The following is a 12,621-nucleotide window of genomic DNA, read 5'->3' on the forward strand; positions in this document are numbered from 1 at the left end:
TGGTTGGCGTCACAAAAATCGGGACGCAACTCCAAAGAAGGCACTGCGTCACGCCTCGATCCTCTTGCACCTGCTTTACCAGGGGCGAGAGGTCCGATGCATGAAGCTTAGGCAGCAGGGACGCTGCGGTCTGTCTGCTACGGCACGGAAGTGCGGCGGCCCACACCCAGCGCGGCCCCCACACTCAAGAGCAGCACCAGTGCCGCACCCAGCAGGGTGGCGCCATACCAGCCCCGGTCCATGAACACGCCGAACACCAAAGGCGAGATGGCAAAACCCGTGTCCAGCCCCGAATACACCAGCCCATACACCCGGCCGGTTGCGCCTTTGGGGGTGGCTTTTTTGATCATCATGTCGCGCGAGGGGCCGCCGATGCCCACCGCAAAACCCGTGATCGCCAACACCACCATGGTGCCGGTGGCGCCCAGCCAACCGGTGCCGCACAGCGCAAGCAAAACCGCACCGGCTGCCATAGCCATGGCGACCACGCGGTCTGAGTGCTTGGACTTGGCCGCCACAAAACCGCCGATAAACATGCCCACCGCCCCAAACAGCATGTACGACGAGATGGTGTAAGTGGCCGCCTCAAAGCTGACCCCGTGCATCGCCTTCAGGATGGAGACCGCATAACTCTGCACGACGGCCAGCGTCATGGTCGAGAGCAAAAAGAAGCCAAAACACCACCACACCACCGGCAGCTTCATGAACGCCATGTCGTGCTCGGCTTTCGGGCCACCGGCCACGGGGGCGACTTTTCGGGCCACCGTGGTGTGCAGATGCTGCCGCTGGCTCGCCAGCACGCCAATCACCACCACAAACAGCAAAGCGGCGGCCAGATACGTTTGGCGCCAGCCGATAACAGCGCCCAGGCTGGCAAAAAACACTGGCGCCAGTGCCCAGCCCAAATTACCACTCAGCCCGTGGGCGCTGAAGGCGTAGCCCAGCCGCGGTGCAGACACCCGCTGATTCAGGATGGTGAAATCCACCGGATGGAACGTGGCATTGCCCAAGCCCGCCAGCACCGCAACTAGCATCAGGCCGGCATAGCTGCTCGCAAACGAGGCCAGCACACAGGCAACCACAAACAGGCTCAGCGCCATGAATAGCAGCGGCCGTGCCCCGAAACGGTCCACCACAAAGCCGGCGCACGCCTGCCCCACGCCAGACACCACAAAAAACGCCGTCATCAGCAACCCCAGCTGCGAGTAATTGAGGCCGAACTCCTGCATAAACACCGGGAACAGCAGCGGCAGTATCAAGTGCCCGAAGTGCGAGCTGCCGTGGGCCAGCCCGATCAGGCCGATCACGGTGGCGTCTTGTTTGAAAGGGGCCGCAACGGCGGCAGCAGGCATGGTGGCAGTAGTCATGCACTCATCCTACGACTGGGCAGGTTTTCTGAAATGCGACAAAAAGACAATAATCATCGAAAACCCGCCAAACCTGCCCCACTGGCCAACTCCACCCCAAACACCCATGACCCGCGCCACCAAACCCGCCCGCCTGCACCCGGTGCAGAGCGACACCTCGCCCCACCGCCCGCCCACCGCCCAGCGCCCGGTGCGCAGCCGCGGCCGTGCACTGGCCATGAACGCGCACATCGAGCCGCATCAACACTCGTGGTCGCAGTTCACCTACTGCGCCAGTGGCCTGATGCAAGTTACCGTGACCCAAGGCGCATGCGAAACCACGTTCATCGTGCCGCCCAGTCGCGCGGTGTGGATTCCGCCCCAAGTGCAGCACACCGTGGTGGTGCTGGAGAGCGCCGAGCTGCGCACGGTAGACATCGCCCCCGCCGCCCTGCCCGCCAGCTGGGCGGACTGCCGAGTGCTGGTGGTCAGCCCGCTGCTGCGTGAGCTGATAGGCGCGCTGCAGGGCAGCGAGCCCGGCCCGCGCGAAGACGCTGTGATGGCCCTGGCGCTGGACGAAATTCAACACGCCGACACCCAGGCACTCGGCGTGCCCATGCCGCACCCGGTGCTGGGTGACAAACGCCTGCGCGCCCTGTGCGAAGCCGTGTTGCGCGACCCGGCAGAAAAAAACCAGCTGCGCGAATGGGTGGCCGAGGTGGGCGCCAGCGAGCGCACCGTGGCCCGCTTGTTCCGCGACGAGCTGGGCACCAGTTACCAGCAATGGCGCACCCAGGCGGTGCTGGCCCACGCCCTGCCCCAGCTTGCCCGTGGCGTGCCGATTGCCCAAGTGGCAGCCGCCAGCGGCTACGCCAGCGACAGCGCGTTCTCGGCCATGTTCAAGCAGGCCATGGGCAAGGCGCCGAGTTTCTTTCAAAGTAAGACGCTATCAAAATAATAGCTGGTAGCGCAATATCCATGTGGGCTAGAGGCAGATTTTTCTCAAAAAAAAGAGCCCCATAGTGCAAATTAGCGCGCCGATGCGGGCAAACCAAAAATCCGGTCAAACGCCCAGGTAAATCCGACCGTGTAGAAAAAGAAAAACGCCAGTAGCCCCAAGTCCGCCACAAAGGCAGCCCAGAGTGAAATGTCCAGCCAATAGGCCATCACCGGCATGAGGATGATGGCCAAGCCCCCCTCGAAACCCAGGCCGTGCACCAACCGGCGCTTGGGTGAGCGGCCCCGCACGGTCTGGCGCGCTTCCCAGCGCTCAAACAGCGCATTGAACACATAGTTCCAGACGAGTGCAATGCTCGACATCACCGCCGCCAGCACAAAAGCGGAACCCGGTGGATGAGAAAACGCCAGCGCCAGCGTAGGCGTGACCACAGCGATCGCAATACCCTCGTACAGGCAAGCTTGAAGAATTCGACGTTGCAAAGGAGACATGGCGGCATGGTAACGGCAGCCTGAAGCAATCTCACTTCCCTAGCGTGGGAGAACACAACACCAACCATACTGCGCTGCAAATGGCTGGGGGCAAGTACCGATCATCGCGGTGGAAACTGGGGGCGCCAGCTCGAGGGGCGCCAAGCGCATCTACGAGCAGGCCCTGCAATACACCCAGCGGTGCTAGGTGCAGAGCGTGCTGGTCGGCAAGCCGCTTAACGGCGGCTCATGCTTTATGGAGCGGCGTTCTTCTTGGCAATTTCATTGCCAACGTAGCCGCCACCGACTGCACCGGCGATGGTGGCAAGGGTTTTGCCATCGCCGCTGCCAAACTGGTTGCCGACCAAGCCACCCACAACCGCGCCGATACCGATACCGACCGCGCTGTTTTTCTCGGCCGGAGCAGCGGGAGTGGCAGCAGCTTGTGCGGGGGGCGTGGAGTTCGATGCCACTTGCGCAGAGGTCTTGGGAGTAGCAGGCTTTTGGCTCACAACTTTGGGCGCAGGCGCTTTTGCAGTCGGTGCTGACACATTGGCCGGCGTGCTGGCGGTGAGGCCCGCGGGAGCAGTGGCACTGGAGTTGGGGAGCAGGCCTGTGAGCGCAGCTGCGCCCAAAAGGCTCACAACGATGACGGAGCCTGCAGCGATCGCAATCACTGGATGCAAGCGCGACGCGCTGGGTTGCTGGAGAGTAGTGGGGTATGTGTTCATCGGGTGTCCTTATGGGGTGACTTGATACACCGCCAGTGTGGCGGCCCCCTGCTTTTGTCACCAGAGGACCTGATCCCGAATCGGCGTAGGAAGCCGCCTACAAACTGTGGATCAGATTCACCGATGGCGGAAGGTTTGATGCAGTGAACTGCACTTGAAAAGACAGCTATCCAAGGCACAATGTCTCCCAATTAGTTCAACTCAGCACGTATGCATCCCGCACTCCACCTTGATGAGCAAGCCTTGAAGCTGTTCTGTGAATCTCATCGGATTCGCAGCTTGGCCTTGTTTGGCTCACAAGCCAAAGGAACTGCGCGGTTCGACAGCGATATAGATTTATTAGTCGACTTTGAGCCCGACGGTGTACCTGGCCTGCTGGGTATGGCCGCGTTGGAGGATGAGCTTTCGGCCTTGGCGGGCGGACGCAAAGTAGATTTGCGCACACCAAGTGATTTGTCGCGGTACTTCAGAGACGAAGTCATGCGTACAGCCCAAGTGCAATATGCCCGCTGAAGACCAGGCTCAGAAGCCTCAAATCGCCTCCGGGATTCGCCTCAAGCAGTGACTTGCACACCCTTCCAGAACGCCACACGGTCGCGGACCATGGCGGCTTCGGGTTTGGGGTCGGCGTAGTACCAAACGGCGTCGATGTTCATTTCGCCGTTCACCATCAGCGAGTAGTAGCTGGCTTGGCCTTTCCAGGCGCAGCTGGTTTTGTGGTTGCTGAACTGCACGTAGTCGCGGTTCAGGCTGCTGGCGGGAAAGTAGTGGTTGCCTTCTACGAGCACGGTGTCGTCGCTCTGGGCAATCACAGTGCCGTTCCAAATGGCTTTCATGGCGGTTTCCTTGGGGTATTGAGGGTGACATTGCAACACAGCTGCCAGTGCTGCGGGCCAACCGGGGGCAATCGGTTTCGCTTATCCTGTGGCCTCACTCTAAAGGCTCGCCCCATGCTACCCACCACCCCTTTTATGCGCCGTCACCTTCTTGTATTGGCCACCGGCCTGCTGGCCACCTTTGCCAGCCATGCCCAAAGCCCGGTGCGTGTGGGCTCCAAGATCGACACCGAAGGCAAGCTGCTCGGCAACATCGTGGTGCTGGCGCTGGAGGCCAATGGCATCAAAACAGAAAACAAGGTCTCGCTGGGCAACACCAAGGTGGTACGCACCGCCCTGCTGGCCGGCGAGATTGACCTGTACCCCGAGTACACCGGCAACGGCGCCTTCATGCTGGGTGACGAAAGCAACAAGGCCTGGAAAGACCTGCGCGCTGGCTACGAGCTCGCCAAAAAGATGGATCTTGAGAAAAACAAGGTCGTCTGGCTAGAGCCAGCCAACGCCAACAACACCTGGGCGATTGCAGTTCGCCGCGATGTGGCGGTAGCCAACAAGCTGCGCACCCTGGACGACATGGGCCAATACATCGCCAAGGGCGGCGCCTTCAAACTGGCTGCCTCGGCCGAGTTCATGGAGCGTGCTGACGCCATGCCCGCCTTCCAAGCTGCCTACGGATTCAAACTGCGCGCGGACCAGGCACTGGTGCTGGCAGGTGGCGACACCGCAGCCACCATCAAGGCCGCGGCCGAGAAAACATCGGGCGTGAACGCCGCCATGGCCTACGGCACCGACGGCCCCGTGGCAGCCTTGGGCTTGGTCGTGATGGACGACCCCAAGGGTGTGCAACCGGTGTATGCCCCTGCCCCGCTGGTCCGTGAAGAGGTGCTCAAGCGCTACCCCGCCATTGCCACTGTGTTGGCACCCATCTTCAAATCGCTGGATGGCCCCACTTTGCAAATGCTGAATGCACGCATCCAACTCGAAGGCCAAGACCCACGCAAAGTGGCCACAACCTACCTGCAAAGCAAGGGCTTCTTGAAATAAGCGCCGCCGTGATGGACACGCGCCCCGAGCGCTGGAACCCGGTGCTGGCGCTGTGTATGGCGCTCGCATTGGGGGCCGCATGGGGCCTGCCCTTTGTGCGGGTCGCACCAAACCGGCTGCTGTCTGGCGAGCCGGTTTTTTTATGGCAATGGCTGCCGGGCACCAGTGCGTGGGTGGCAGCAGCCCTGGCGCTCGGGCTGGGGGTGTTGTGCCTAGCGCTTGTGCAAGCCCACCGCCGGGCCGTGCAGGCCTCAGCGGCGCTGGTGCTATCGGCAGGCCTGGCCGCACTGTGGCTGGCGGCCGGCCACCATGCCAGCAGCGTCAGCCTAGCCAACCAAGCAGACAACCCACTGGTCCGCACTTCGTTGGGTGCCGGTTTTTGGACGCTGGCGGCACTGGCGTGGATGGCGGCACTCGACGCAGTCGCCCGCTTGCAACTCAAGACCCTGCCACGCTTGCTGCTGCAAAGCACTTTGTTCGCGCCCCTATTGCTGTCGTTGAGTGCGGGGCAAGACTTGTCCATCGCCAAGGAGTACGCCAACCAGAGCGATGTGTTCGGCCCCGCCATCGTGCGCCATTTGCAGATCGTGTTGCTGGCTATTGCGCCGGCCGTGGTCATCGGCGTGCCGCTGGCCTGGCGCATGACCCGCGAACCGCGCCTGCGCGAGACGCTGTTGCCGGTGCTGAATGTGATTCAAACCATCCCGTCCATCGCCCTGTTCGGCTTGCTGATGGCGCCTCTGGCGTGGCTGGCAGTGCAGGCACCCATGTTGGGCCGGCTGGGGATCAGCGGTGTGGGCCTGGCGCCTGCGGTGCTGGCGCTGCTGCTGTATGCGCTGCTGCCCATCGTGCGCTCGGCGTTGGCCGGGCTGGAGCAGGTACCCGTAGCCACCGTGACCGCAGCGCGCGCCATGGGCATGACACCTAGGCAAGTGCTCTGGCATGTGGAGCTGCCGCTGGCCTTGCCGGTGCTGCTGATCGGACTGCGCACGGCGGTAGTGCAAACCACGGGTCTGGCTGCAGTGACCGCACTGGTGGGTGCGGGTGGATTGGGCAGCATCATGTTTGACGGCTTGTTCAGCGCGGCCAACGAGCTGGTGATGCTGGGTGTGATTCCCATCGTGCTGCTGGCTTTGCTGGCAGACCATTTTTTCAAGGCGCTCGGCACCTTGCTGGAGACGCCCGCCGCATGATTACTTTTGACCACACCTGCAAGTCTTACGACGGCACACCGGCCATCACCGACCTGAACCTGCATATCACTCAAGGCGAACTGGTAGTGCTGCTTGGCCCCTCGGGCTCTGGCAAATCGACCGCGCTGAAGATGATCAACCGCATGGTCGATCACGATGGCGGCCGCATTCTGCTCAACGGCGAAGAAATTTACAGCTTCAATGTGCAGGACTTGCGCCGCCGCATGGGCTACGCGATTCAGTCGGTGGGCCTGTTCCCGCACTGGACCGTGGCGCGCAACATCGCCACCGTGCCCACGCTGCTAGGCTGGGATGCCGCCCGCGTGCAAGCCCGGGTCACGGAGCTGTTGCAACTGTTGGACATGGCCCCCGAGTCATACGCCAGCCGCTACCCGCACCAGCTCTCCGGCGGGCAACAGCAGCGGGTGGGCGTGGCGCGCGCGCTGGCCGCCGACCCCGATGTGCTGCTGATGGACGAGCCCTTTGGCGCGCTGGACCCGGTGACCCGCGCAACGTTACAACTGGAGCTCAAGCGCATTCACCGCGCCACCGGCAAAACCATTGTGCTGGTTACCCACGACATTGACGAAGCCCTGCTGCTGGCTACCCGCATCGTGCTGCTGTACCAAGGCCGCATCGCGCAAGTGGGCACGCCGCTGGAGTTGCTGCAGCAACCCGCCAGCGACTTTGTGGCCGACTTTATGGGGCGCGCAGACTTGGGGCTCAAGCAGCTCTCGCTGCGGCCGATTGCACCCTTGGTGCAAGCGCTAAAGGGGGCCACGCCAGCCCACGCAATTGCCGATACCGCCACGGTGCGGGAGGCTATTTCGCAGATGGCGGCGCTGGGCGTGTCGTGCCTGGGCGTCATTAACCCGAGCGGCTCGGTACTGGGCCAGGTGAGCGCCGCCAATTTGCTGGAAGCACGGCATGGCTAAGGCACCGCGGCACTCACCCCGCTGGTGGAATGACCGGCTGCTGTGGACGCTGGCCGCGCTGCTCGCGCTGGCCTATGGCCTGCCACACAGCACGCCTGTGTTTGCCGCGCTTTTCCCGGCCCTACCTCGTCCGGTGTATTTGCAAGAGCCCTTGGCTCAATTGCTCTGGCAGCACTTGGGGCTAGTGCTGTTGTCCAGCGCAATTGCTATTCTGCTGGGCACAGCCGCAGGCGTGGCGGCCACGCGGCCTGCGGGCCGTGCCTTCAGGCCCTTGCTGGAGGCTCTGGCCGCCATGGGCCAAACTTTTCCACCGGTGGCAATCTTGGCAGTGGCCGTGCCGGCGGTCGGTTTCGGGGAGCTACCGGCCCTGATTGCTTTGTCACTCTTCGGGCTCTTGCCCGTGTTGCAAGCCACGCTGGCGGGGGTGGAGTCGGTGCCGCGCCCGGTGCTGGAATCCGCCCGCGCCATGGGCCTGTCACCTCGGCACATCCTCACGCAGGCGCAGATTCCGCTGGCCCTGCCGCTGTGGCTGGCGGGGGTGCGCACCTCGGTCATCGTCAATATCGGCACCGCGGCCATTGCCTCCACCGTGGGGGCCAAAACCTTGGGCTCGCCGATCATCGTGGGACTCTCGGGGTTTAACACCGCGTATGTGTTGCAAGGCGCGGTACTGGTAGGCCTGCTGGCGATCTCGGCCGACCTCGCGTTTGATCGCCTGGCGCGACGACTGCAGTGGAACACCACTGACACTGCTGGCAAAACGCTCCTGAATTGATAGCTACTCGCGCAGATTTCACGGGCGCAAGAGCACTCTTTGATCTGAAATTGCGGCGTATCAAGATGCCAGCGTGTCGTTGTACCTACAGTGGGTTTTTCCTTATCCCACGGTACACCCCATGAGCTCTTTCGACCACAGCACCCTCATCAAGCAGATCAACGAAAACCTGGGCCCCCTGCGCAAGGCACAACCTGAGGCCATGCAAGGATTTGGGCTGTTGGCCAAGGCATCGATGGCGGAAGGCGCCCTGAGCGCAAAACACAAAGAGTTGATGGCGCTGGCCATCGGCATTACCCAGCACTGCTCGGGCTGCATAGGCTTTCATGTGAAGGCCTTGCACAAGCTGGGCTGCACCCGTGCTGAGCTGGACGAGATGTTGGCCGTGTGCGTCTACATGGGCGGCGGCCCTGCCCTGATGTACGCCGCAGAAGCCACCGCAGCCTGGGACGCCATGGCGCCCCAGACGGCTTAATTGAAGCTGAACTGCCCCGGCGCCAGGATGGGGTCCACCCCCACCTGAATGGTCGATTTGGGCAGGAACTTGCCTTCGAGCAGCAGCTTGGAGAGCGGGTTCTCAATGCGCTGCTGTATAGCGCGCTTCAAGGGCCGCGCACCAAACACGGGGTCGAAGCCCACCTTGGCCAGCTCGGCCACCGCCGCGTCGCTCACCGCCAGCGTCAAGTCCATCTTGGCCAGACGCGCCATCAGCGTGGCCAGCTGAATCTTGGCAATCGAGGCGATGTTGGCAGCGTCCAGCGAGTGGAAGACCACGGTCTCGTCGATCCGGTTCAGGAACTCGGGGCGGAAGTGGTTCTTCAACTCGCCGGTCACGGCTTCTTTCACGTCCTCGTAGTCCTGCCCCACCATGCTCTGGATGAGCTGGCTGCCGATGTTGCTGGTCATCACGATGACCGTGTTTTTGAAGTCTACGGTGCGGCCCTGGCCGTCGGTCAGGCGGCCATCATCCAGCACTTGCAGCAGCACGTTGAACACGTCGGGGTGGGCTTTTTCCACCTCGTCGAGCAGCAGCACGGCATAGGGTTTGCGGCGCACGGCCTCGGTAAGGTAACCGCCCTCCTCGTAACCCACATACCCCGGAGGCGCGCCAATCAAGCGGGCGACCGAATGCTTCTCCATGAACTCGCTCATGTCGATACGGACCAGATGCTCTTCGCTGTCAAACAAGAAACCGGCCAGGGCCTTGCACAGCTCGGTCTTGCCCACGCCCGTGGGGCCGAGGAACAAGAAAGAACCCGTAGGTCGGTTCGGGTCCGACAGGCCCGAGCGGGAGCGGCGAATGGCGTTGGCCACGGCCGCAATGGCTTCTTCCTGCCCCACCACGCGGTCGTGCAGCTTGGCCTCCATTTGCAGCAGTTTGTCGCGCTCGCCCTGCATCATTTTGGAGACCGGAATGCCGGTGGCACGGCTCACCACCTCGGCAATCTCCTCCGCGCCCACCTGGGTGCGCAGCAAGCGATTGGCACCGCCTGCAGCCGCTTTGCCGGCTTCCTGGTCCTGGGCTTCTTTGAGGCGCTTTTCCAGCTCGGGCAGCTTGCCGTATTGCAGCTCGGCCACTTTGGCCAAGTCGCCCTTGCGGGTCAGGCTCTCGATTTGGGTGCGCAGCTTGTCGATCTCTTCGCGCACCTGGGCGCTGCCTTGCGCGGTGGCTTTTTCGGCCTTCCAGATTTCGTCCAGATCGGCAATTTCTTTTTGCAGGCTGTCGATCTCTTCGTTGATCAGCTCAAAGCGCTTGAGCGAGGCTTCGTCCTTCTCTTTCTTGACGGCTTCGCGCTCGATCTGCAGCTGGATCAAGCGGCGGTCCAGCTTGTCCATGACCTCGGGCTTGGAGTCCAGCTCGATCTTGATTTTGGAGGCGGCCTCGTCAATCAGGTCGATGGCCTTGTCCGGCAAAAAGCGGTCGGTGATGTAGCGGTGGCTCAGCTCGGCCGCAGCCACGATGGCCGGGTCGGTGATGTCTACGCCATGGTGCACTTCGTAGCGCTCTTTCAGGCCACGCAGGATGGCGATGGTGGCTTCCACCGTGGGCTCGCCCACCAGAATCTTCTGGAAGCGGCGCTCCAGCGCAGCGTCTTTTTCAATGTACTTGCGGTACTCGTCCAGCGTGGTGGCGCCTACGCAGTGCAGCTCTCCACGGGCCAGCGCCGGCTTGAGCATGTTGCCGGCATCCATGGCCCCCTCGCCCTTGCCGGCCCCCACCATGGTGTGCAGCTCGTCAATGAACACAATGGTTTGGCCTTCGTCCTTGGCCAGGTCCTTGAGCACGTTCTTCAGGCGTTCTTCAAATTCGCCACGGAACTTGGCACCGGCCAAGAGCGCAGCCATGTCCAGCGAAAGCACGCGTTTGCCCTTCAGGCTGTCGGGCACTTCGCCCTCCACGATGCGCTGGGCCAGGCCTTCGACGATGGCGGTCTTGCCCACACCGGGCTCGCCGATCAGGACGGGGTTGTTTTTGGTGCGGCGTTGCAGCACCTGGATGGCGCGGCGGATTTCGTCGTCCCGCCCGATCACCGGGTCCAGCTTGCCCATGCGAGCGCGCTCGGTCAGGTCGATGCAGTATTTTTTGAGGGATTCACGTTGGTCTTCGGCGTCCGAACTGTCCACCGTCTGGCCGCCACGCACGGCGTCGATAGCGGCCTCCAGGCTCTTACGGGTCAGGCCGTTGGTGCGGGCCATTTGCCCGGCGTCGCCCTTGTGGTCCGCCACGGCCAGCAAAAACAGCTCGCCGGCGATGAACTGGTCGCCACGCTTGATGGCCTCTTTCTCAGCCGCCTGCAGCAGCGACACCATATCGCGCCCCACGGTGACCTGCTCATGGCCTTGCACCTGCGGCAGGCGCTTGATGCCAGCCTCGGCAGACGCCAGCAGGCCCGCCACATTCACGCCGGCCCGATTCATCAAGGCCTTGGGCGCATCGTCGGTGCGGATCATGGCCGCGAGGACGTGCACAGGCTCAATAAAGGCGTTGTCATGGGTCAGCGCAAGCGTTTGCGCCTCTGCCAGAGCTTCTTGAAATTTGGTGGTCAGTTTGTCGATTCGCATGGGGTTACTCCTCACGGTTCATCCGTTGATGCATCAGCTTGGGCCCTGGCGATGGTTTTCAAGTCACCGCCAGTGGTGATGTTTGACCTAGCGCAAACTCTGGGCTGAAAGACCCCGGAGCCCGATAATGCGTGCTGGCCATTTTGTCGTTGAGTCCGCATGCAAGTCCACCAGTTTCAAGTCAGCTATATCGCCGAGCAAGACCGCCTGCTGGTGCGGATGAACTCGACCGCGGGCGATGAGCAAGGCCTGTGGCTAACCCGCCGTTTGATGCTGGACCTGTTCCCCCATCTCGACAAGGCAGTGCACGAGCTCAGCCTGAGCGATCCGCAGGTCGTGGGCCATGACGGTGCGGCCGAAGGTGCCGTGCGAGACCACCAGCAGGCGGAGACTCTGGGCCAGTCAGACTTCCAGACCCCGTATCAAGAGGCATCGCCCGACGCAGACGGGCCGCTCTTAGTGACAGCAGCCCACTACCAGCTGCTAAACAAACACGAAATGAGCTTGCGCTTTGACGAATCGTGCCAAGGACAAACGGAGTCCCGTACCGTCGAAATCCATATGGTGAGCGAAACGGCGTTGGCTTTGCTCCATGTGTTGCGCCTGGGTTTGCAGGCCAGCGGATGGGGAATCAGCGGCGCAAATCAACCGAATACCCAGTCCGCGTTGCTCACCCAGGCTTCTCTGGACGCGGACACCAGCGACTGGGATGCATTTGCCCTCGCTGAACGCCCCAAGTACCTGAACTGAGCCCTTGCCCGGTCAAGCGTTGCGGGCGGCAATGCCCCAGCGGGCCAAGGCCTCATCGTCGCTCACCCGCGCATCCACCCAGTGAGCGCCTTCGGGCGTGGTCTCTTTTTTCCAGAACGGTGCCTGGGTCTTGAGGTAATCCATGATGAATTCACAGGCTTGAAAACTCTGGCCACGGTGGGCGGAGCTTACGGCGACCAGCACCACCCCCTCGGTGGGCTGCAGCACACCCACCCGGTGTACCACCCGCGCGCCCAGGATATCGAAGCGGGCAAACGCGGCGTCCACCATGGCTTCAATCGACTTCTCAGTCATACCTGGGTAGTGTTCCAGCTCTAGGGTCTGGACCGAGCCTGCAGCGCCCGGCGCATTGCGGTCACGCACCGTGCCGACAAAACTGCACACCGCACCGACGCGGGGGTCACCCGCCTGCAGCGCAGCGAGTTCAGCAGCGACGTCGAAGGCAACCTCTTGGATTCGTACCTGCGCGCCAGCGCCGTGTAGATTGTTCGGAGCCACC

At 62.5% G+C, this 12,621-nt stretch carries 14 protein-coding genes; 8 read left to right on the forward strand and 6 right to left on the reverse strand.

Annotated elements, in window-relative coordinates; all coding sequences use genetic code 11:
- Window positions 1–137: 137 nt before the first annotated feature.
- Window positions 138–1,367, reverse strand: a complete 1,230-nt coding sequence (locus tag RAE19_RS01450; protein WP_313873245.1) for an MFS transporter — start codon at window positions 1,365–1,367, stop codon at window positions 138–140.
- A gap of 106 nt (window positions 1,368–1,473) precedes the next feature.
- Here RAE19_RS01450 and RAE19_RS01455 point away from each other — a divergent pair, with 106 nt between their 5' ends.
- Window positions 1,474–2,304: an AraC family transcriptional regulator gene (locus RAE19_RS01455; RefSeq protein ID WP_313873246.1), complete on the forward strand. Its 831-nt coding sequence runs from the start codon at window positions 1,474–1,476 to the stop codon at window positions 2,302–2,304.
- Window positions 2,305–2,375: 71 nt separating this feature from the next.
- Here the strand turns inward: RAE19_RS01455 and RAE19_RS01460 are convergent, their stop codons facing one another.
- Window positions 2,376–2,795 (reverse strand): PACE efflux transporter, encoded by a 420-nt coding sequence (locus tag RAE19_RS01460; protein ID WP_313873247.1) that lies wholly within the window; start codon window positions 2,793–2,795, stop codon window positions 2,376–2,378.
- Between the two features lie 233 nt (window positions 2,796–3,028).
- Window positions 3,029–3,505, reverse strand: coding sequence for a glycine zipper 2TM domain-containing protein (locus tag RAE19_RS01465; protein ID WP_313873248.1), 477 nt, complete (start codon window positions 3,503–3,505; stop codon window positions 3,029–3,031).
- A 210-nt stretch (window positions 3,506–3,715) separates the two neighbouring features.
- On the opposite strand from RAE19_RS01465, the gene RAE19_RS01470 reads away from it, so the two are divergent.
- Window positions 3,716–4,018 (forward strand): nucleotidyltransferase family protein, encoded by a 303-nt coding sequence (locus tag RAE19_RS01470; RefSeq protein ID WP_313873249.1) that lies wholly within the window; start codon window positions 3,716–3,718, stop codon window positions 4,016–4,018.
- 41 nt (window positions 4,019–4,059) lie between these two features.
- On the opposite strand, the gene RAE19_RS01475 is transcribed toward RAE19_RS01470, so the two are convergent.
- Entirely contained in the window at window positions 4,060–4,341 is a 282-nt protein-coding gene (locus RAE19_RS01475; RefSeq protein ID WP_087494170.1) for a DUF427 domain-containing protein, read from the reverse strand.
- A 114-nt stretch (window positions 4,342–4,455) separates the two neighbouring features.
- Between RAE19_RS01475 and osmF the strand changes: the two genes are divergently transcribed.
- From osmF to RAE19_RS01500, 5 genes are all read left to right on the forward strand, one after another.
- Window positions 4,456–5,385, forward strand: a complete 930-nt coding sequence (gene osmF / locus RAE19_RS01480) for a glycine betaine ABC transporter substrate-binding protein OsmF (protein WP_313873250.1) — start codon at window positions 4,456–4,458, stop codon at window positions 5,383–5,385.
- A gap of 11 nt (window positions 5,386–5,396) precedes the next feature.
- Window positions 5,397–6,578: an ABC transporter permease gene (locus RAE19_RS01485; RefSeq protein ID WP_313873251.1), complete on the forward strand. Its 1,182-nt coding sequence runs from the start codon at window positions 5,397–5,399 to the stop codon at window positions 6,576–6,578.
- Complete coding sequence (locus tag RAE19_RS01490) at window positions 6,575–7,513, forward strand: ABC transporter ATP-binding protein (protein ID WP_313873252.1); 939 nt, start codon at window positions 6,575–6,577, stop codon at window positions 7,511–7,513. Before RAE19_RS01485 ends, RAE19_RS01490 begins: the two co-directional genes overlap by 4 nt.
- Window positions 7,506–8,288 (forward strand): ABC transporter permease, encoded by a 783-nt coding sequence (locus RAE19_RS01495; protein ID WP_313873253.1) that lies wholly within the window; start codon window positions 7,506–7,508, stop codon window positions 8,286–8,288. Before RAE19_RS01490 ends, RAE19_RS01495 begins: the two co-directional genes overlap by 8 nt.
- Before the next feature lie 121 nt (window positions 8,289–8,409).
- Window positions 8,410–8,763, forward strand: a complete 354-nt coding sequence (locus tag RAE19_RS01500) for a carboxymuconolactone decarboxylase family protein (protein WP_313873254.1) — start codon at window positions 8,410–8,412, stop codon at window positions 8,761–8,763.
- On the opposite strand, the gene clpB is transcribed toward RAE19_RS01500, so the two are convergent.
- The gene (gene clpB / locus RAE19_RS01505; RefSeq protein ID WP_313873255.1) at window positions 8,760–11,351 is read right to left on the reverse strand and encodes an ATP-dependent chaperone ClpB; all 2,592 of its coding nucleotides are present in this window, start codon (window positions 11,349–11,351) and stop codon (window positions 8,760–8,762) included. The two genes, RAE19_RS01500 and clpB, sit on opposite strands and share 4 nt — an antisense overlap.
- A 159-nt stretch (window positions 11,352–11,510) precedes the next feature.
- Here clpB and RAE19_RS01510 point away from each other — a divergent pair, with 159 nt between their 5' ends.
- On the forward strand, window positions 11,511–12,101 hold the full coding sequence (locus RAE19_RS01510) for a hypothetical protein (protein WP_313873256.1): 591 nt from the start codon (window positions 11,511–11,513) through the stop codon (window positions 12,099–12,101).
- A gap of 12 nt (window positions 12,102–12,113) precedes the next feature.
- On the opposite strand, the gene RAE19_RS01515 is transcribed toward RAE19_RS01510, so the two are convergent.
- Entirely contained in the window at window positions 12,114–12,620 is a 507-nt protein-coding gene (locus tag RAE19_RS01515) for a molybdenum cofactor biosynthesis protein MoaE (protein WP_313873257.1), read from the reverse strand.
- Between the last annotated feature and the right edge of the window lies 1 nt (window position 12,621).

The organism is Rhodoferax potami (assembly GCF_032193805.1).
Lineage (GTDB): Bacteria > Pseudomonadota > Gammaproteobacteria > Burkholderiales > Burkholderiaceae_C > Allorhodoferax > Allorhodoferax potami_A.

Coding starts and splice junctions, on each gene's coding strand:
- RAE19_RS01485 (WP_313873251.1), top strand. CDS start 5,397: ATGGACACGCGCCCCGAGCGCTGGAACCCGGTGCTGGCGCTGTGTATG.
- RAE19_RS01460 (WP_313873247.1), bottom strand. CDS start 2,795: ATGTCTCCTTTGCAACGTCGAATTCTTCAAGCTTGCCTGTACGAGGGT.
- RAE19_RS01470 (WP_313873249.1), top strand. CDS start 3,716: ATGCATCCCGCACTCCACCTTGATGAGCAAGCCTTGAAGCTGTTCTGT.
- RAE19_RS01500 (WP_313873254.1), top strand. CDS start 8,410: ATGAGCTCTTTCGACCACAGCACCCTCATCAAGCAGATCAACGAAAAC.
- RAE19_RS01450 (WP_313873245.1), bottom strand. CDS start 1,367: ATGACTACTGCCACCATGCCTGCTGCCGCCGTTGCGGCCCCTTTCAAA.
- RAE19_RS01465 (WP_313873248.1), bottom strand. CDS start 3,505: ATGAACACATACCCCACTACTCTCCAGCAACCCAGCGCGTCGCGCTTG.
- RAE19_RS01475 (WP_087494170.1), bottom strand. CDS start 4,341: ATGAAAGCCATTTGGAACGGCACTGTGATTGCCCAGAGCGACGACACC.
- RAE19_RS01455 (WP_313873246.1), top strand. CDS start 1,474: ATGACCCGCGCCACCAAACCCGCCCGCCTGCACCCGGTGCAGAGCGAC.
- RAE19_RS01510 (WP_313873256.1), top strand. CDS start 11,511: ATGCAAGTCCACCAGTTTCAAGTCAGCTATATCGCCGAGCAAGACCGC.
- osmF (WP_313873250.1), top strand. CDS start 4,456: ATGCTACCCACCACCCCTTTTATGCGCCGTCACCTTCTTGTATTGGCC.
- RAE19_RS01490 (WP_313873252.1), top strand. CDS start 6,575: ATGATTACTTTTGACCACACCTGCAAGTCTTACGACGGCACACCGGCC.
- clpB (WP_313873255.1), bottom strand. CDS start 11,351: ATGCGAATCGACAAACTGACCACCAAATTTCAAGAAGCTCTGGCAGAG.
- RAE19_RS01495 (WP_313873253.1), top strand. CDS start 7,506: ATGGCTAAGGCACCGCGGCACTCACCCCGCTGGTGGAATGACCGGCTG.